This is a genomic window from Paenibacillus mendelii, from assembly GCF_024498075.1.
In the GTDB taxonomy this organism is placed as follows: Bacteria; Bacillota; Bacilli; order Paenibacillales; family Paenibacillaceae; genus Paenibacillus_Z; species Paenibacillus_Z mendelii.
This window is the reverse complement of record NZ_JANHOF010000001.1, coordinates 522,915-542,621: the sequence shown is the minus strand read 5'-3', so window position 1 is coordinate 542,621 and position 19,707 is coordinate 522,915. Positions and strand designations below refer to the sequence as shown.

Genomic DNA, 19,707 nt, shown 5'->3' with positions numbered 1-19,707 from the left:
TAAGATGGAAAAATTGGCTCTTTGACATATCCAATTTTTCTTTTATTATTGCAGACACACTGATATGGAAAGGAAGAAGCGTGTATGAACATAGAATCGATTGACCTGATCGGCGTTCGAGCCAAGCTTATCCCTCTAGCTAGGGAGCATGGGGAGGGCTTGTATGAAGCATCCAAAAGCCCGGAAATCTGGACGTATCTGCCAACGAAGATTCACGCCTTAGCGGACGCCCATACCTTTATTGAAGACGCGCTTCGCAATCAAGAGCTGGGCAAGGAACTGCCCTTTACGATTATCGATCAAGACTCCAACCGGATTGTGGGATCGACGCGCTTGTGCAATATCTCACGGGCAGATCGCCATCTGGAGATCGGATGGACCTGGTATCATCCTTCCGTCTGGAGGACGCGCATGAATACGGAGTGCAAGTACCTGCTCCTCAAGCATTGCTTCGATACCCTGCAGACGGTTCGCGTCCAGTTTATTGCTGATATTCGGAATGAGCGTTCTAATCGGGCTATTCAACGACTGGGTGCCGTTCACGAAGGTGTCTTGAGGCGGAATCGAATACTAAGTGACGGTTATGTTCGCGATTCCTGTGTGCACAGTATCATAAGGGAAGAGTGGCCGGACGTTCAATCGAGACTAGAAGGCTTCTTGCGAATTAGCAGCTAAGTCGATTGCGATCGAGAACTTGTAATGCCCATTCGCATGTTCAAGCCAAATCCGTCCGCCATGCTGTTCCACGATATTCTTGGCAATCGGCAGACCGAGTCCGGAACCGGATGGCCACTTGTGATCATTACGGGAGGGCTCCATCTTGTAGAAGCGTTCAAACAGCTGCTGCTCCTGCTCTGGGGTAATGGGGCTGCTAAGATTCTCAATCGACAATACGGCCTGCTTCTTGACCACGGTGAGCTGAACCTTGATCTGACCGGGTTGAATGGAGAATTTCAGTGCATTCGATAGTAGATTATCGATGGCTCTCACCATTTTTTCAATATCCAAACGAAGCCTGACGGGCACGGGTATGATAAGCGGGATGACCGCGATGTGCTGTTCCTTCGCAACGGGTTCGAATTCAGAGATAATTTGTTCCAATAGGCTGGTGAAATCGACCTCCTGAAAGACCAGCCTCACGTCGCCATTCGTTAACCGCGTATATTCGAATAAGTCATCAATCAGCTTTTTCAGCTGCTGCGTCTTGTTATAGGCATTGCCAATGAAGCGCTCTTGTTCCTCCTCGCTCAACAGCGCAGGGTTCTTCAACAAGTCCAAATAGCCCATAATGCTCGTCAACGGTGTTCTCAAATCATGAGATACATACGTAATTAACGCCATCTTCGATTTTTCAATGAGGCGTTCCTTATCCAGCTGTTGATGTAATTGTTCTGCCATATGATTGATGTTGTGCGCGACGATACCAAGCTCGTCCTGTCTGGCCAGAGGAATCCGCTGGCTTAAATTCCCGCTGGCAATCGACTTTAACCCATCGGTAATCGTTCGGAAATATCTCATGATGGGGCGGGTCCATAAGAAGAAGAAGAGTATGAAGAAGAAGAAAAATAATGCTCCGGATGCGAGTGACAGGAGGACTTCAGACAGAAAGGTCTTCAGGAAGAGGTCCGCTAAGAAACTCGTGATTAGGGTGAAAATCAAGCTAAGCACATAGGCCCAAAGCATCTGGATGCGGATGCTCCGTTTTCCCATGATGAAGTTCCAGATTTTATTTCTCAATCTTGTATCCCACTCCCCAGACGGTTTTAATATACTGCGGTTCACGCGGCTTGACTTCGATTTTCTCGCGAATATTCCGAATATGAACCATCACTGTATTATCGGAGTAGAAGGCATGCTGTTCTTTCCATACATTCTGGTAGATTTTATCGATATTAAACACATGTCCGCGATGAGTGGCGAGGAGCTCCAAGATGGCAAATTCAATAGGGGTTAAGGATACGTCTGCCCCTCGAACGGTCACGGAATGCTGATCTTTGTTGATGACGAGATCATCGATAATAATTTCTGCTGCATTGACCGCCGGACTGGAGGCTGTAAAGCTTTGTCTCCTTAACTGTGCCTTCACCCGTGCAAGCAGCTCCAGCGGGTTGAACGGTTTGGTCACATAATCATCTGCCCCTGTGGAGAGCCCTGTGATTTTGTCCAGAGGCTCTTCCTTCGCCGAGAGCATGATGATCGGAATGTCGGACTCCTCTCTTATTCGGAGACAGGCCATAATGCCATCCAAACGAGGCATCATGATATCCAGTATGATCAGATGAATCCCTTCATTCTGCAGAATTTCCAAAGCCTGCAGCCCGTCCTCGGCTTCCTCCACATGATAGCCTTCATTGCGCAGGTAGATGTGCAGCACATCTCGTATTTCCGGATCATCATCAACAATTAAGATGGAATTCTTCATGATAAGGGGTCACTCCTAAGACGATTCGATTCTAAACAAAAGCTGATCACTTCAGGACACACACAACAACGAGTAGGATGAAAGAATCCCTTGAAGACATCATTCCCTAATTATAAATCAGAAGGCCGTCTTCTTGTATTTGATTTCCACTATGAGCTATATCGATTCCAAATGGTCCTTACCGGTGAGATGAACGGGATGGCCTTGATGCCGGCAGATGATCCTCACTAGGAGAAATCGCAGGCGGGATCCTCTTTTCCGATATGATAATCCATTTGCGTACAACCGCGTATAGCACTTCCGCCACCACGATACCTCCCACAATATCCAACCACACATGCTGCTTCACAAAGAGGGTTGAAACGATAATCGTCCACGAAATCACAGTCGATCCTAGACGCGCTGTCCTGGACCAATTCGCACAGTCCGACATTCCCTTCAGCATCAAATAGCTGGTGAACACATGGATGCTTGGGAAACAATTGTAGGGGCGATCTGTTGCGTAGATCAGCTTAACCAACCCGTACAGCGGTCCATTCTCAGTAATAATCGGACGTCCAACAGTCGTTTGGTAGAAGTAGTAGATGATATAGCACGTAATTAGGCCAAGACATAAGGTGAGCAGCGTTCGATAATAAGTTCGCCGATTCTTCAGAAATAGAACGATCAGCATGGTAATGATGAAAGGGTACCATATCACGTAAGGAATAATAAAGGCGGGTACAAAAGGGATTCTCTCATCCAATCCGGTCACTAGGCTCCGTACGTTGGTTTCTCCATGATTCAAGATGGTATAGAAAAGGTTCAAGACCGGAATAGCGAGCAGCCATAACAGCGGGAGAAGCCCTGCGATTTTGTTTTTCATACGGATGATCCTCCTTTATTCTGACATATATATACGAATGCCGGAGGAACGTTCATCAGTACAAAGTGAATTTCTCTCAGCAAAAAATGTTCGCTCAGCTGTTTTCTCATCTGCTGCGAGTATTGAAAGGCGATGAATCGTCCACTCGGCTTGAGCGATAACCGAATTTGTTCGATTAATTGATCCCGAACGGCCTTGGGAAAGTTGAAGAAAGGCAGGCCGCTAAGAATACAATCCAGCTGCTCGATGCCTTCTTGGCGCATAGCGACCTGAAGCTCGCAGCCGTCCGCATGGCAAGCGAAGGCTGGATATTGCCGCTTTAATTGATTACGCAGTAAAGCATCTTTCTCGAAGAGAATGACCTTAGCAGATGTTTGTGCGCTAGAAGGAATATACTTCGTAATTGCTCCAGTACCGGCCCCCAGCTCGGCTATGGCTTGCACTTCGTTCCAAGGAACGGCGTCAATCATTTTTTTGGCCAGAAATTTCGAGCTTGGCGTTACGCTCCCGATCTGCCCCGGCGAGCTGAAGAAACGAGTGATAAACAGCAATCTTTCCTGAACCTGCGCCTTTATATTCAATGTCATGTGGTTTCCTCCCTTGACTTACTCTTCCGATGTTAACGGGAAGATCTTTGGATCAAGCAAGGGAGAATCTGAATTATTTCTGAAGAAAAGGTTAGGGAGGGGAGGAGAAATTAATTTCCGTGACAAAGGCGGCTTGTGGTAAAGTAAGAACAACAGTCCGTCGGAGGTATTATGAAGAAGAGGAATAAACGTTTGTTGCTTGCAATCGGCACAATCATCTCTCTCATGGTCGTTGTTGGATTTCTCTATGTGTACCTGAGCGATCCGCTGCGTGTAGATGGGGTAACGACCTATAATAACGAGCAGAAGCAGATTATCCTATCGGTGATCAACGAGGGGCAGGGCAACCTGCATCTGAAGAGAGTCGAGGTCAACGGCGATCACGCGCCTCAGAAAGCGGAGCTCGGCATCAGCTATACGCTTCAGCTCGTCTTGGGTGGAATCGAGAGCTCGCCTCAAGCTGCATTTATGGCCATTGATCAACAACCGATTACGCCTGCGCGAAAAGCTAAGGATAATCAAGATATTGTGAAGAAAAGATTGTCGAAACCGGTCTTTTATGGGATTCGAATCACGAACGGCAGCAATGTTAGCGATGTGACCGTCACGTACAGCTATTTTGGATTAACCAAATCCAAGCGGATCGATATCACGACATAGAAGAGGAGACAGCCCTGCGGCCGCCTCCTCTTCTATGTTGTCTTGCTTTATTTGGCTGCAGCCGTGTTCAGGTTTGTGTCGAGCCCTTCTTGGGCAGTCTGCTTGGATCGCTGTAATACCGTTTCCGGCGATTCGCCTTTGATGGCGATGGAATTGGTAATTTCGCCGAACAATCCTCCGAGCGGCAGGAAGACCGGCTGAACGATGTCCGTGATCTTCATCATCATTTCGATATCTTGTTCGCTGGCTAAATTCTGTTTCTCGGCATCTTCTCTTTTTAGCTTATCGATGCGGTCCCATAAAATCAAGTCCTGCCAGATCGTGGCAGCCTCCTTCGGTTTTGTGGCGTTCGCTGGCATATACCACATAATAAAGTTAGCCACGTTATTTACATATTCCGATGCCTTCGGCCCTTTGGGGAAATAGACGAAGCCTTGCTCGTCAGTCATCGTCTTGCGCTCGGCACCTTCCCACAGCTCGCCGGTTACCATAGCCGCTTTCCCGCTGCTGAACAGGGTCTGCGATTCATTGTAATCATCATTCCCGTCATTGGGAGCAATGACCTTATGCGTCGTAAACATATCGCCCATGAAGCGGAGCGCTTCGATCATGTTCGGATCCTCGGCAGGGAACACCCACTTGCCATCCTTTTGCTCCATCATAGAGCCGTTGTTGGCGTAGACCATAATGCGGGCAAGCGTACCGGCTTCGTTCGCAAGTCCCCACTGATCAGTGACCCCGTCTCCGTTCGTATCCTTGGTCGCCTTTTTGGCGATATCGAGGAAGGTGTCCCACGTCCACTTGTCCTCTGCAATCAGATCATGTGGATCCGGCAGGCCCTCGCGTTCAAACAGCGTCTTATTGTAATAAAGTCCAGCGCTGCCTGTTACCCGCTCCGTAAACCCGTACATCTTGCCGTTCCAGGAACCGAAGTCCTTGATGCCCTTCGGCCACTTGGTATCAGCGAAGTCAAAGTAATCGTCGATCGGCTGCACCAAACCTTGATTAATGGCAGGTATGGCATGGTATCTGTCCAGTGCCACAATATCGGCAACCGGAGTCCCCGATAGGGCAGCGGCCGTAATCATCTGGATCGGTTCACCCCAAGGCACCTTGACCCACTCGATGGTTGTATTGTATTTCTTCTCGATTTCCTTCTGTCTTGCTATAACGAGATCGCCTTCCTCCGTACCCGCTACTGGTTCTCCGTACCACAGCATGATCTTGATGGGTTCGCCCTTCATATCCAAGACAGGTTCCTCGGAGGGCGGTTCTTCTTTGACAGGATTCTCTTTATCCGTATTCTCCGTTGTTGGTTTGTTGGCGGGCGTATCCGTGGTTGGATTCGGAGTATTATTGCTGCATGCGCTTACAACGAGCAGAACGAATAGGACCAGGAATAATATTGCCTTAGACTTATGCATGGTATAAACCCCTCCAGTTTAGTGTAATGGCCGTCAGATCTTGTGCAAGATGCCGATTCAAACGCGTCCCTATGTGCGGCACTCACCTGCTTTCATGAAACATAAGGTTAATACACGTACCATAACAATCCGTCAGGGAAGGTGTAAATAACGGGATTTATCCTGTTTGTATCCATATTAGACAGATGTCTAGGAGAATGGATGGTGAATAACTTTTTTATTTGATATTTACAAAAAAAACTTCTCTATTTAACAATTATGCAATATGCGGTTAGTAATATGATTAGGAACGACAAATCGTCGATAATCGAGAGGAGAGCGAGCATGAAACTGGTTCTGATGGGAGATTTGCATTATCACGATATCGAGGAGGCACTACCGGGATGGTCAGAGGCGCGTGAAGCCTACTATCAAACCGTGCTGGCACGATTTCTGGATATGGAGGCCGATTTTCACATATCGCTGGGCGATTTGACGAATCTCGGATCGATCACGGAGCTTCAAGACGTGTATCAGCTGCTTCGACGCGAGAACCGAACGTTCATTCACGTATTGGGAAACCACGATTTATACGCACAGCCCAGATCGAATGTACTGGCTATCACTGGCGGACAGCGTTATCACGCGATCGTGACGGATGAAGCGATGCTTGTTTTTCTGGATACCTGCCAAGAGATGACGCCAGATGATTGGGGAGGCAGGATCGATGAAGAACAATTGGAATGGCTGGAAGGCATGGTTCAGGCCTCAGGCACGAAGCCACTGCTCGTTTTTGGCCACCATCCGGTTTACAACACGACGACGAAATCCGAGCTGGACAAGATGTCGATTCACCCGGATATCGATATGTGGCGCATATTAAGCCAGAAGCAGGGAATCGGCATTTATTTCAATGGGCACACGCATGTGGATTCCATCGTTGAACAAAGCGGATGGCTGTTTATACAGCTATCAGCCTGTCTGGATCAGCACGGATTTCGAATCGTTGAATTTACCGAAGAGTCCATTCAGCTCTCCACGATAGACTTGGATGAAGCGGGACTTATCGAGCATGCATCCACATTATATGCGAATATGAAGCATTTCACCCATAACCCGAATGCGCGCGGAATGGATTCCGACCGGGCGTATCACGTTCCTCTTATGCAAATGAAACAGCCGGAATGAGGTTATTACGATGAAGATGAGCAGCAACCATGACAGATTCTACAAGGGGCTTCAGATGCATCGAATGATTGCTTCCATTAAAGAACCCAAGCATATCGAGCAGGCTTTAGCGCAGCGTAACCGTTTGAGCGGTGTTTTTCTGTTAACGGGTCATATCGGGGTCGTGAAGGGCTATGTTGACGTATTCCATGCGCATCAGCTGCCGGTGTTTCTTCATCTTGAGAAAATCGGCGGGTTGAGTACGGATTTCTTCGGTCTTGATTATTTGGCCAAGGCGATCAAACCGACAGGGATCATTACGACCAAGACGAGCGTGGTCAAAACGGCCAAGAAGATGGGACTGCTCACCATACAGCGGTTCTTCCTCATCGATACAGAAGGACTGGAGAACATCGCCAAGAGTCTGTCCCAGGTGGAGCCTGACATCGTCGAAGTGATGCCTGCCCGTATTCCGGAGATGCTTCGCAGTGTCAGAGCATTCACCTCGCTCCCGCTCCTGACAGGCGGATTGTTATTCGAGCAGGGCCAGGCAGTGGAATGCCTGAACAATGGGGCCACGGCCGTCACAACCTCCAAGCCGGAGCTTTGGCAGCACCTGAATGTATCTCAAGGTCAACAACGGAATGAGAACCGGCTTTGCAGCAATTTATAATTGAAGCGCTGACGAATACGAATTTATATTATCTTATCAAATCGGTAACACAGCATTAATAGTTGTCTCTTATGATGAGGAAGAAAAGTAAATAGCAATAGGTTGGAGTATGGGAGAAACCTGATCAAGCTGCGGACATCAACGTCTGCAGCTGGATTCAGGTTTCTTTTTGCTGTGGCCAAACGAATTCAAAAAAAGGTGGAGGAAATGACAATGGTGAAGAAGCTTGCTTTACTCACGCTTACGGTCATGATGGTTGTTGTATTGGCGGCATGCGGGGCGAACGGGAAGAATGAAGGGACGACGAACACCACCGGCTCGACAGGCTCCAACAAATCCGGAGCAGCAGATCCTTCCCCGGCGAAGAAGATCACCATCAAGTATTGGTATGCGTTCGGCGAGAAGATTGAGGAAGCCAAACAAAACATGGTCAAGGAGTTTAACGCATCGCAGGACCGTATCGAAGTCATCGCCGAGCATCAAGGGAATTATGATGATTTGCATGCAAAGGTACAGGCCGCTTTCGCTGCGGGCGACGCTCCTGCTGTTACGGATCTGGAAATCGCATCTACCGGCGTATTCGCCCGCTCCGGCATGCTGCAAGAGCTGACGGCTTTCGCCGACCGCGACAAGGATAAGGTTCAGCTGGATGATTTTAATCCGGGGCTGATGGGGAACGCCTACGTGGATGGCAAGCTGTATGGCTTGCCTTTCATGAGAAGCACCCCGATTCTATACAAGAATATCACATTGCTGAAGTCAGTCGGTCTAGATCCAGAAGGGCCGAAATCATGGGATGAATTGGAGCAATATTCACGCGTACTCAAGGAAAACGGGAAGATTGGAATGACCTTGCCGGCCGATATTTGGTTCTATGAAGGCTTGGTCGCTCAGAGCGGAGGCACGATTCTGTCCGAAGACGGCAAAGCAGCTGCGTTTAACTCACCCGAGGGTGTGGCTCCCGTTGAATTCTGGAAGAAGCTGGCCAGCGAAGGATTGATCAAGATTCCGGTAGGCGACGAAGCAGGCGCTACTGCGGATAAAGACTGGGCGAATCAGATGTCCGCATTCAAATTCGCTTCCACCGCCGGCGTATCCGGCAGCTTGGAAATTGCCAAGGGCAATGGATTCGAATTGATGACCGCGTTTATGCCGGCTAACAAAAGCTATGGCGTACCGACCGGCGGCTGCCAGCTCGTCATGACTTCTAAGAGTAGTGACGAAGAGAAAGAAGCTGCGTGGGAGTTTATCACGTTCATGACATCGAAGGAAAATACGATTTATCAGCATAAATATGTCGGTTACCTGCCAACTCGTATGTCTGCCGTCGAAAGTGACGAGATTAAAGCGCACTTCGAGGCGTTCCCACAGTATAAGGTGGCTGTCGATCAATTGGAATTCGCGAGACCGCGTCCGATGGAAACCTCGTATCCGGAAGTAGCCAAAATTATTAAGGAAGCGATTGAGAAAGCGATCCTGGATCCTAAGGTTGCGCCGCAGGATGCCATGAATGCAGCGGCTGAGAAGGCGAACAAGCTGCTTAGTAAGTAACAGCCTTCATTGTGCTTCGAGATAACCTCCGATCTGGAGGTTATCTCTCATCAAGGTATAGCAGGAGGAGAGGTGCATCATGATGAGCGAACAATGGCTGTCGGCCATTAAAGTAATTGTATTCGATATGGACGGCACGTTGTACCAGGAAGATACGTACATGGAGCGCTACATTCGTTATTTGCTGGAGGAAACGGATCACGAGCTTGAAGCGGATGCCGCGGTCCATGTCGGCAAAGCTATTCGATCGGGGGTGCATCCGTTTCAATTCGGGCATTTCTATCACATGCAGGACGACATGGTCCTGGTTCGTCAGGACGGCGCATTCGTCCATGGCTTGTCTTGGGAAGGCGCTGCATTGGCGGATCTGGATGGCAGGCTTTCTCATGAATCCATGTCAGATCTGATCCATATCGGCGATCCATGGTGCATTGCAGCAGTTATTGCTCATAAATACCGCATCCCTGAACAGAAATTGAAACAGGCTTTCCAGCGGGTGCGCAAGGAAATGATATGCGAGCCGTATCGCTTCCCGTTCCGCAGCGAGCTGTTCCAAGCACTCGAAGAGCTGGATGCGGTTGAGCGAAAAGTCGTCATGACAAACACGTACCTGGAATCCGGTCTGGAATTCCTCCATTACATGCAGATTCACCACGTATTCGATGAAGTCCATTGCGGCGCGGAGAAGCCTGACGGCATTGCACGTTATATGGAATCTCTGATTCAGCAGGGTTACCAGCCGCATGAAATATTGTCCATCGGGGACAACACGTGGAACGACCTGCATCCCGTGAAGCGGCTGGGAGGCCGAACCTGTTTTATCTCCCCGTACAAGAGTGTGGATACCGAGACATGGGATCTGAGATTAACGACGCTTGAGGAATTAGAGATGCTGCTGCTCAGCATTCAACAGGTCAAACGAAATGCTGTGACTTCACCAGTTGAATATACTTCCGAAGCTAATTTTGCTGCGAAGTAACTTGAGGAAGCTGAGCTTCACAAAACTTTAAGGAGGATCAGCAAATGGCGCAGATCGAGCTTAAGCATGTAAGCAAGAAATTCAAGGATGATGTCGTAATCGAGGATTTGAATTTGACTATTAAGGATGGATCGTTCACGGTACTTGTCGGTCCGTCGGGCTGCGGGAAATCAACGACCTTGCGCATGATTGCCGGACTGGAGAAGCAGAGCGGCGGCGAAATCTGGATCGGCGGCAGGTGCGTGAACGATACGGCCCCCGGCCAGCGGGAAGTAGCGATGGTGTTCCAGAACTATGCCTTGTATCCAACGATGACAGTTCGCGGCAATATTGAATTCGGCCTCAAGAATAAAGGAATCGGAAAGCAGGAGCGGCAAACGCTCATAAGCGATATTTCGGAGATCGTCGGCCTGACACCGCATCTGGATAAGAAGCCGCAGAACTTGTCGGGCGGACAACGGCAGCGGGTTGCCCTCGCCCGTGCCATGGTGAAGAAGCCGAAGGTATTTATTCTGGATGAACCGTTGTCCAATCTGGATGCGAAGCTGCGGAATCAGATGCGCACCGAGCTCATTCAGCTTCACAAAAGGCTAGGGACGACCTTTGTCTATGTGACCCATGATCAGATGGAAGCGATGTCCATGGGCGATGAAATCGTCGTTATGGATAAAGGGATGATCCAGCAAGCGGACTCTCCGCTCAAGCTGTATCACGATCCGGTGAATTTGTTTACCGCCCAGTTTATCGGCACTCCGGCGATGAATGTGATGAACATCCGTGATGTTCAAGGCTTAGAGCTCGAAGCAGCCGATCGAGTCGGCTTCGTAGGATTTCGGCCGGAGCAAGCGTTGATTGGAGTCAACAAGAACACGGAGGGTTATTGTCTGGAAGGTGAAATCATCACCAGTGAAAGCTTGGGTGCAGAGAATATTTATCAAATTAAAACGGGAAGCGGCGTGTTCTTCGTGAAAACCTTTTTAGAGTCTTTAGTGAAAACATCCCGTGTGAGCGTTGTAATCCCATACGAGCATCTTTATTATTTTCAATCGGACGGAGAACGAATTCGCGAGGTCTATATTCGTTCGCAGCAGCTTGTAAGCGCCGGGGGATTGTGAGATGACGGTATGGGAAAAGCTGCGACCCTACAGCATGGTTGCTCCATCGATCATCATCTTCTCCATGTTCTTTATTTATCCGATCTTTTACATGATCTATCTGAGCATGTTCGACTGGAATTTCGTCAGCCCGACCAAGACCTTCGTTGGTCTGCAAAATTTTAAGGAGCTTCTGCTGGATGCCGATTTTCGTCAGGTGCTGTCCAATACGACGATTTATACACTATTGACGGTTACATTAACGACGGGTCTTGCTCTTATGCTCGCTCTCTGGCTGAATAGGAAGGGCGTGTTCCATGCTTTCGTGCAGGGAGCGATCTTCAGTCCGCATATCATCTCCTTGGTGTCCATCTCCCTGCTGTGGAGCTGGCTGATGGATCCCGAGTACGGCTTGCTTAATTGGGCCATCGGGCTGCTCGGATTCGGCAAGCTGGAGTGGTTGTCCCACCCGAGCACATCGCTTGTTTCCTTGGTGATTGTTGCCGTGTGGAAAGGGGTCGGGTACAACACGCTTGTATTCATCGCCGGCCTGCAGAGCATTCCGAAGGATATCTATGAAGCTGCCGCGCTCGATGAATCCAAGCCATGGACGACCTTCATGAAGCTTATGCTGCCAATGCTGTCGCCGACGATTTTCTTCCTTGTCATCATCAATATGATCGGCTCCTTCCAAGTCTTCGAGACGATTGCGATCATGACGCAGGGAGGTCCGATTAATTCGACCAATACGCTTGTTTATTACATTTACGAATACGGCTTCCGTTTCTTCAAAATCGGTTACGCATCCGCGGCCGGCGTCATATTGCTGGGCATCGTTGGCATATTGACCATCATCTACTTCAAGCTTCTGTCGAAGCGCGTCCATTACCGGTAGGAAGGGGGATATCTCTTGAAAGCAGCAAACGAAACCGTCGGTATCCCAGCAAAAGGGGCCGTCATCGGCGGTTCTATGACGGTTGTACGCAAGAAACAAGCGGCATGGAAGACAGCGGTCAACGTTATCCTTCAAGCGGCGAACGTGATCTGCTTGCTCGCCTTGGTGTTGATCTTTGCTTTACCATTCGTCTGGATGATATCGACTTCCCTGAAGACGATGCCGGAAACGATGATCTTTCCGCCTGAATGGATTCCAAGCAATCCGGTTTGGCACAATTACATCGATGCTTGGAATACAGGTCCTTTCCTGAAATACTTCACGAACAGCGTGATCATTGCAGTCGGCATTCTCATTCTGCAGATGGCCACGATTATCCCAGCGGCGTATGCCTTCGCGCGTTATCAATTCGCAGGGTCCAAGCTGTTATTCGGTGTTGTCATGGTCACCTTAATGATTCCCGCACAGCTCATATTTCTGCCCGTCTATCTGGAGCTGAGCGCATTGAAGCTGCTGAATACACATCTGGGTCTTATTCTTCCGTTTGCGTCCAGCGCCTTCGGGATCTTTCTTCTCAGACAGGCTTTCATGCAAATTTCCGAGGAGCTTATCGAAGCGGCGAGGCTAGATCAGGCGAGCGAATGGAAGATCATTGCGAGAGTGATGGTACCGCTCGTGAAGCCGGTATTGGTTACCTTCACCCTATTCAGCTTTATTGCCCACTGGAACGATTACTTCTGGCCGCTCGTCATGACGACGAACGAGACAGCGCGAACGCTGCCCTTGGGCATTGCTAAGATCAGAGAAGTCGAAGGCGTTGCCACATGGAATATCCTCATGGCCGGCAACCTCATCTTGGTCGCGCCAATCCTCATTGTGTTCTTCTTCTCACAGCGGCAAATTATTCGTGCTTTCGTATACAACGGCGTTAAATAATAACTATCGAAGGGAAGATGTGAAATGACGTATATCGTCGCACACCGCGGATGGTCGGGAGCCGCACCGGAGAACACAATAGCCGCATTCAAGCTGGCGTTAACGGAACCCGGCATTGCCTGCATCGAGTTTGATGTGCATCTATCCAAAGACGGCATTCCTGTTGTCATCCATGACCATACGCTCGACCGCACGACGAACGGTACAGGCTTCGTCCAATCCTTAACCTATGAAGAGCTGCAAAGCTTGGATGCGGGAAGCTGGTTCGCACCGCAATTCTCCAATGAGAAGATTCCTTCTCTGGAGGAGGTTCTTCAACTGACGAAAGGCCGCTGTAAGCTTGCAGTGGAGTTAAAGAAGGCCTTGCATATGTACGAGGGTATCGAGCAGAAGGTGATCGATCTGATCCTTCGTTACGATATGAAGGATCAGGTGGTTCTGTCCTCATTCGATCATGAATCGATGAAGAAGGTCAACGAAATCGACCCTGCCTTCACGACCGGTCTTATCTTCCTGGGCAAACCAACGCTTCTGGTAGAACAGCTGCAATATACGGGGGCAAAGAGCGTGTCCATTCATCATGCTTATGTCACGATGGAATTAATGGAACAGATGAATGCGCATGGCATTGACATCGGCGTATGGACGGTGGATGATCCGGCAGCATTGGCAGAAATCCTGCATCGCTATCCCGAGGCCAGAATCACGACGAATTACCCGGATCGTTTATTGAAACTCATCCGGAGCGATGTGTCGGTATAGCCAAAGGATAGGACATTCATGAGCCGCGCGCTGCGCGGTTTTTTGGCATGTATGCATGGTATGTGGCCGTAACCAGTCCATGACGTATCTAGCTTACTCAGGTCACTATGTTTGCGCAATAGATACAAGTATGCTTAAATAGTTGCCATATCCCATGCAAGCTCAAATCATAAATGATTTGCCAAACCGCGGTTACGGTTGAACAAGGAGGGTACGATGAAGCACATTCAGATGCGCACTCGATTGTGCGAAACTTTAGGTATACATGCACCTATCATACAAGCAGGGATGGCGGGAGGGATCACTTCGCCTTCCTTGGTTGCGGCCGTGTCGGAAGCAGGAGGATTGGGAACTTTGGGTGCGGCCTATATGAGTAAAGATGCGCTGCGCCAGGCGATTCGGGAGATTAAGACACGAACACAGCGGCCGTTCAGCGTGAATATGCTCGTGTATGATCCCCCTGAACGGCCGCTGGCTGCGTCTCCGGCGTTAATCGAATGGGTCAATCTGATGCGCTCCGAGGTCGGGCTTAATTCGTGGGACGGCTCCATTCCGGACGATGAAGAGCCGCTTGACGGCTGCTTTAACGTTCTTCTTGATGAACAGGTGCCCGTGTTCAGCGTCGCCTTCTCCTTGCCCGGCAAGTATGGGGCTGCGGCGAAATCAGCGGGCATGAAGCTGATCGGAATGGCTACCACCCTGGAAGAAGCGCGCTTGCTAGAAGCAGAAGGTGTCGATGCAATTGTTGCGCAAGGCGGTGAAGCAGGGGGGCACCGGGGGACGATTGCCCTGAAGCCCGGCGAGGACGGTGCGGTTATCGGCACGCTGCCCCTCGTGTCCCTGCTGTGTGAGGCGCTGCCTCATATTCCGATTATAGCCGCGGGAGGAATCATGAACGGGCGCGGATTAGCGGCTGCACTGCTGCTTGGCGCAGACGGTGTACAGCTGGGAACGCGATTCTTGGCATGCACCGAAAGCCTGGCCCATCCCATTTATAAGAAGAGTGTATGGAATGCCAAGGAGACGGACCTGACGCTTACGCGGGCATTCTCGGGCCGTCCGGCTCGAGGAATCGCCAATCGCATGACCCGCACATTTGCGGAGAGGAATCTATCTCCTCTACCATATCCGCTGCATAACCAGTTAACACGGGAGATTCGTGCTGCGGCAGGAAGGTTGTCAGCAGCCGATTATATGTCTCTTTGGGCAGGGCAAGGTGCTGCGCAGCTGAATCATGTCGATGAAACTGCGGATGAAATCATAAGGGCGATCGTGGAGGAAGCTGGGCTTCTTGTGTCAGGTAAGACAATCTGAAGCGTTTATTTACGGGTGTTTCTGGGTCGGGAGTGAAGGGAGATGGTCAAGTATAGAAGAACATCCATCCTGCTGATCGCATTTATCGCTTTAGTCTTGATAGCGAACCAATTTACCATTGTGCAGCAAGCGACAGCGCGATTTACGAGCTTCGTATATGTGACATTCAAATATAACGAGAAAGATTTAAAATATGATCAGATTGAATTCTCGCCGCAGTTCGGGAGCTATATGGTAAGGTACACCGATAAGGATCATCAATCGTATGCCTTCGAAGTCGCTTCGAAATCCATGCCGGTTATCGTCGTCTTCGATCCTCTGGATCCTGGGGCGTAAATTCCGCGTTTAAGAAAGAAGGCAATCCTGTGAATCACGATATAACCATACATAAGGGCATAGCTTACACACTCATTATTCTACTATGTGCCTTTTCCGTTCCTGTATTCTATGTCCTGTATGAAGTTGTCAACGGTTGGGGGCTGATCGATAATGGCAGCTTGCGTCTGCGATTTGATGTTGGGCAAATGGCCATCTTTCTGCTCTCGATTCTAGTGCTTGCTTATCTGCACGAGCTTACCCATGCGTTAGGATATGTGTATATTGGCAAGGTGCCGTGGAAAGACGTGAAGGTTGGGGTACTCTGGAAATCGCTAACTCCATATGTTCATTGCCGGGTAGCGGTTGGTGTTCAAGTCTATCGAATGGTCGGATTGCTGCCTGTTGTGTATGGCATAGTCCCCGTGGTTATCGGACTAATGGCGGACGTCAAGCTTGTCTATCTTCTCGGGGTTATCATGCTCCTCGCTTCCTATGGAGATCTATTGATGCTATGGGTGCTCAGGAAGCTGCCCCATTATACGATGGTGAAGGATCATCCAAGTAAACTTGGGTGTGAGATTGTGGACGTTTCAGGCGGATCGGATGCAGCCTGGAATCCATAATTAGATTCATTAAGTGACTTATCAAGTCGTGGATGGGAGGTGGCGGATAGAACCGCTGCCTCCTTTTTGTTTGCGTTCATTCAGCTGCAAAAATATATTTATAAATTTAGCATTATCTGAGAAACATTTGTGCCCCATTTTACGTCAAAGTATCAGAATCCGAGATGTTCAAGTGAAAATAAAATGGAGGATGAACCTATTGAAAAAGACACTAGCCACACTTATCGCGTTTGTCATGATGTTTACTGTTTTTCTTCTACCTCAGGCACACGCTGCTTCAGCAATAAAAATCTACATTGATGGGGAAATTCTTGTCACCGATCAAGCGCCGGTCGCGATTGGCGGACGTACATTCGTACCTTTGCGCGGGATCTTCGAAGCACTGAACGCGAGTGTTGACTGGAACCAGAAGGCACAGACCGTGACTGCCACCAAGGGAGACATTACGGTAGTCATGAAACTTGGCGCCACAACAGCAACGATTAACAATCAGAAGGTTACCCTTGATGCTCCGGCACGAGCGATCAATGGACGTACCATGGTGCCGACCCGATTCGTAAGTGAATCGCTCGGCGAGGATGTCTTGTGGGATCCAAGTTCTCGCAGCGTCATTATTACAACCTCACGTTCGAAAGATGTTGCCGCGGCACAATATGTGAGTGCAGCTGCAGGCAATCTGTACGGTGACGGACGTGACCTGTACGTTAACTTCGCTCCTCCGTCTGATCAGTCGAACGTGAATCATTACCGGATTCTAGTTACTAAAGCAGGCAACGCGTCCTCCTTCAATCTGGCCAAGGCCCAGCTCGTTGGATCAGCCAATTACACCGTTGTCTCGACTAACAATGCGAATCAAAGCACAGCACTTTCTTCTCAAGCACGCGATGTGGATGGAGCCTTGCTGACGATCAACCAAGCCTACAGAGTATTCATCTTGACGGTGGGCAAAGACAGCTACGCGCTCTCGGATTCATCTCCAACGGTGACATTGAGCAATCCGACCGTTAATGCAGCATCGAATGTGAAAATTTCCGATATTAACGATTACGGTGATGGCCGCGATCTCTCGGTTAGCTTCACCAAAGCCTCGAATGACAATAACATCTCGGGCTATCGCGTGATGATCGTGAAGAGCAAGGATGCGTCCAGGTTCGATCTGACCACTGCGAATGCCGTAACAAGCGCTTATTACAATGCCGTTTCCAAAAATAATAACAGCACGCTGACTTCCGTATTCAGCTCGACCTCCAGAGACACATCGGGTGAACTGATCAAGAACGGCGTAGCATATACGGCGTATGTTCTGTCCGTAAGCGACAGACAGGTCGCGTCGATGAACAGCTTGTCGGCCGCTTCCGCTCAAGTTACACTGGGTACTTCTACACAGGCACCTGTCATCACGAAGGTAGCGGATGTCAGTAACTATGGCGATGGCCGTGATGTGCAGGTCAGCTTCAACAAATCATCGGATGAATCGCGTATCAGCACGTACCGGATCTTCGTTGTTAGAGCAGGCGACTATGGAAGCTTCAATGTCACCGAGGCAAACAAAGTATCTTCAGGCCGCTATTATGATGTGTCGAAGAACGGCAGTAACCGCATTGTAAACTTGCCTTCAGGCATGAAAGATGTGAAGGGGAATACCGTTACGAGTGGAGTCGCGTACCGCGTATTCGTCATGGGTGTTGTCACCAGCAATGCCTCTATTCCGAATCTGCTGTCAACCGCTTCATCCAGCCTAACCCTGTCCACTAATGGTGTTAGCCCCGTATCAAACGTTGCTGTCACCGATATGTCGGATTTTAATAATGGTCAAGATATGTGGGTGTCCTTCACCAAAGCTGCAGATGAAACGAATATTAGTAACTATCGCATATTCGTCGTGAAATCCGGGAACGCGGGAAGCTTTAGTCTCGCAACGGCAAATGCCATTACGAATTCGAATAACTATACGACCTTCTACAAGGATGGTAGTAACTTAATCAAACCGCTGTCAAACGGAGCACGTGATGTCAATGGCGCACTGATCCAAGAAGGCGTAAGTTATCGTGTGTTCGTCATGTCAGTAGGCGGAGGTACCTATACGGGAAGTAACGCACTGTCTGCATCCTCCCCTGACATCACATTGACCAACAAAAATAGCATATCCGCTGTTACGAATCTAGGCGTCAGTGATGTGAGTGATTATAACGATGGCCGGGATTTACAGGTAACCTTTAACAAAGCTGTAAATGAGAACAATATTAATCATTACCGCATATTCGTCGTTAAATCGGCCAACGCCGGCAGCTTCAAATTGGAGACCGCGAATGCGATCACGAATCCTGCCTACTACACCTGGGTAGGTAAAACAGGTGGAAACCTTACTCAACAATTGAATTCCGCGTCGAGAGATGTGAACGGAGCACAGATCAAGAACGACGAGAAATACCGTGTCTTCGTATTGTCCGTCTGGGGTGGGAATTATTCCGGAACCAATGCCCTGTCGGCAGCATCGCCAGAAATTACGCTGAAGAATAATTCCACTGTTGCGGCAGTAACGAATGTAACACCGACCTTGATGGGTACCAATGGGGATGCTAGTGACGTTCATTTGTACTTCACCAGGTCGGCAACAGAAGCTGCTGTGAAGGAATATCGTGTCATTCTCGTTCCTTCGGGCATATCGAGTTCGTTTGGTTTAACTGATGCCAATAGAGCCGTTGCCAACGGCAATTCCTTATTGGTGCCGAAGAATGGGAGCGACTTTAACCAGCGCTTGACTTCGAATCTGAAAGATTGGGAAGGCAATACGCTCGTTAGAGGAGCAGGTTTCTCCTATCGTGTATTCGTACTCGCTGTAGCGCTCAACGGTTCCAGTTACAACGCGCTCTCTAGTGCTTCGTCGAATTCATTCACTTTAGCTGCACCGGCAGCAATTCCTGCTCCTGAGGTGCAGAATGTGACAGCGAACCAGATCGGAACAACGACTGGTGTGAATGTTACCTTCACCAATTCGGATGAGAACGGAATCGCACATTACGCCGTACTGCTTGTGCCGCAGCCGGCTAACGGTTTATCGGAGGCAGAAGCAACGAACTATTACAACCAACGCAACTATACACAAGTTGCTAAATCAGCAAGACAAATCAATCTATCGAGTGCGGCTGTTGATGTGAACGGAGCTCCAATCGCTTATAACGTAGAGTACAGAGTATACGTGCTGTCTGTTGCAGACGGAACTAGGGCAACTGCGAATAAGCTCTCCTCCTCAGCACCAGTAGTGACCTTGCTCGAAACGGCGCCTCTTGCACCATCTAATACGCAGGAACCACCGGCTCAGAGTTAATAGAACGTATAATGGATTAGAGGAATTTGTTATGCCAGCGGTCTCTGGTACAACAAATTCCTCTTTTTTATGCCCAGCTGTAAGAAAAGACCGGTATTTCTGAATAGTTCAGCTGCCGTTCATATCCCGC

The 19,707-nt window shown here is 49.2% G+C and carries 19 protein-coding genes; 14 read left to right on the top strand and 5 right to left on the bottom strand.

The genetic code is table 11. The features are described 5' to 3' along the window. Nucleotides 1-84: 84 nt before the first annotated feature. The gene (locus NNL21_RS02310) at nt 85-675 is read left to right on the top strand and encodes a GNAT family N-acetyltransferase (protein ID WP_204815836.1); all 591 of its coding nucleotides are present in this window, start codon (nt 85-87) and stop codon (nt 673-675) included. Here the strand turns inward: NNL21_RS02310 and NNL21_RS02305 are convergent. From NNL21_RS02305 to NNL21_RS02290, 4 genes are all read right to left on the bottom strand, one after another. Continuing rightward, nucleotides 646-1,737, bottom strand: a complete 1,092-nt coding sequence (locus NNL21_RS02305; protein WP_204815835.1) for a sensor histidine kinase — start codon at nt 1,735-1,737, stop codon at nt 646-648. The genes NNL21_RS02310 and NNL21_RS02305 overlap by 30 nt on opposite strands. Beyond that, nucleotides 1,727-2,422 (bottom strand): response regulator transcription factor, encoded by a 696-nt coding sequence (locus NNL21_RS02300; protein ID WP_204815834.1) that lies wholly within the window; start codon nt 2,420-2,422, stop codon nt 1,727-1,729. The genes NNL21_RS02305 and NNL21_RS02300 overlap by 11 nt, the downstream gene beginning before the upstream one ends. A 178-nt stretch (nt 2,423-2,600) precedes the next feature. Continuing rightward, nucleotides 2,601-3,287, bottom strand: coding sequence for a phosphatase PAP2 family protein (locus NNL21_RS02295; protein ID WP_204815833.1), 687 nt, complete (start codon nt 3,285-3,287; stop codon nt 2,601-2,603). Further along, nucleotides 3,284-3,874, bottom strand: a complete 591-nt coding sequence (locus NNL21_RS02290; protein WP_204815832.1) for a class I SAM-dependent methyltransferase — start codon at nt 3,872-3,874, stop codon at nt 3,284-3,286. Before NNL21_RS02290 ends, NNL21_RS02295 begins: the two co-directional genes overlap by 4 nt. A gap of 171 nt (nt 3,875-4,045) precedes the next feature. Between NNL21_RS02290 and NNL21_RS02285 the strand changes: the two genes are divergently transcribed. Next, nucleotides 4,046-4,534, top strand: coding sequence for a hypothetical protein (locus NNL21_RS02285; RefSeq protein WP_204815831.1), 489 nt, complete (start codon nt 4,046-4,048; stop codon nt 4,532-4,534). A gap of 47 nt (nt 4,535-4,581) precedes the next feature. Here the strand turns inward: NNL21_RS02285 and NNL21_RS02280 are convergent, their stop codons facing one another. Beyond that, nucleotides 4,582-5,958 (bottom strand): ABC transporter substrate-binding protein, encoded by a 1,377-nt coding sequence (locus NNL21_RS02280; protein WP_204815830.1) that lies wholly within the window; start codon nt 5,956-5,958, stop codon nt 4,582-4,584. Between the two features lie 324 nt (nt 5,959-6,282). Here NNL21_RS02280 and NNL21_RS02275 point away from each other — a divergent pair, with 324 nt between their 5' ends. From NNL21_RS02275 to NNL21_RS02220, 12 genes are all read left to right on the top strand, one after another. Further along, nucleotides 6,283-7,125 (top strand): metallophosphoesterase family protein, encoded by an 843-nt coding sequence (locus NNL21_RS02275; protein WP_204815829.1) that lies wholly within the window; start codon nt 6,283-6,285, stop codon nt 7,123-7,125. 10 nt (nt 7,126-7,135) lie between these two features. Then, nucleotides 7,136-7,777 carry a glycerol-3-phosphate responsive antiterminator gene (locus NNL21_RS02270; protein ID WP_204815828.1) on the top strand — a complete coding sequence of 214 codons (642 nt, stop codon included), beginning with the start codon at nt 7,136-7,138 and terminating at the stop codon, nt 7,775-7,777. Between the two features lie 213 nt (nt 7,778-7,990). Next, complete coding sequence (locus NNL21_RS02265; RefSeq protein WP_204815827.1) at nt 7,991-9,328, top strand: ABC transporter substrate-binding protein; 1,338 nt, start codon at nt 7,991-7,993, stop codon at nt 9,326-9,328. 79 nt (nt 9,329-9,407) lie between these two features. Next, the gene (locus tag NNL21_RS02260; RefSeq protein WP_204815826.1) at nt 9,408-10,307 is read left to right on the top strand and encodes an HAD family hydrolase; all 900 of its coding nucleotides are present in this window, start codon (nt 9,408-9,410) and stop codon (nt 10,305-10,307) included. 44 nt (nt 10,308-10,351) lie between these two features. Further along, nucleotides 10,352-11,422 carry an ABC transporter ATP-binding protein gene (locus tag NNL21_RS02255; RefSeq protein ID WP_204815825.1) on the top strand — a complete coding sequence of 357 codons (1,071 nt, stop codon included), beginning with the start codon at nt 10,352-10,354 and terminating at the stop codon, nt 11,420-11,422. Nucleotide 11,423: 1 nt separating this feature from the next. Beyond that, entirely contained in the window at nt 11,424-12,296 is an 873-nt protein-coding gene (locus NNL21_RS02250; RefSeq protein WP_204815824.1) for a carbohydrate ABC transporter permease, read from the top strand. A gap of 75 nt (nt 12,297-12,371) precedes the next feature. Beyond that, on the top strand, nt 12,372-13,232 hold the full coding sequence (locus NNL21_RS02245) for a carbohydrate ABC transporter permease (protein WP_204816732.1): 861 nt from the start codon (nt 12,372-12,374) through the stop codon (nt 13,230-13,232). Between the two features lie 24 nt (nt 13,233-13,256). Further along, the gene (locus tag NNL21_RS02240) at nt 13,257-13,994 is read left to right on the top strand and encodes a glycerophosphodiester phosphodiesterase (protein ID WP_204815823.1); all 738 of its coding nucleotides are present in this window, start codon (nt 13,257-13,259) and stop codon (nt 13,992-13,994) included. 216 nt (nt 13,995-14,210) lie between these two features. Continuing rightward, complete coding sequence (locus tag NNL21_RS02235; RefSeq protein ID WP_204815822.1) at nt 14,211-15,308, top strand: NAD(P)H-dependent flavin oxidoreductase; 1,098 nt, start codon at nt 14,211-14,213, stop codon at nt 15,306-15,308. Nucleotides 15,309-15,350: 42 nt separating this feature from the next. After that, nucleotides 15,351-15,644, top strand: a complete 294-nt coding sequence (locus tag NNL21_RS02230; protein WP_204815821.1) for a hypothetical protein — start codon at nt 15,351-15,353, stop codon at nt 15,642-15,644. Between the two features lie 29 nt (nt 15,645-15,673). Next, a complete protein-coding gene (locus NNL21_RS02225) occupies nt 15,674-16,249 on the top strand; it encodes a DUF3267 domain-containing protein (protein WP_204815820.1) in 576 nt (191 codons plus the stop codon). A 199-nt stretch (nt 16,250-16,448) separates the two neighbouring features. After that, on the top strand, nt 16,449-19,577 hold the full coding sequence (locus NNL21_RS02220) for a copper amine oxidase N-terminal domain-containing protein (RefSeq protein ID WP_204815819.1): 3,129 nt from the start codon (nt 16,449-16,451) through the stop codon (nt 19,575-19,577). Nucleotides 19,578-19,707 lie beyond the last annotated feature (130 nt).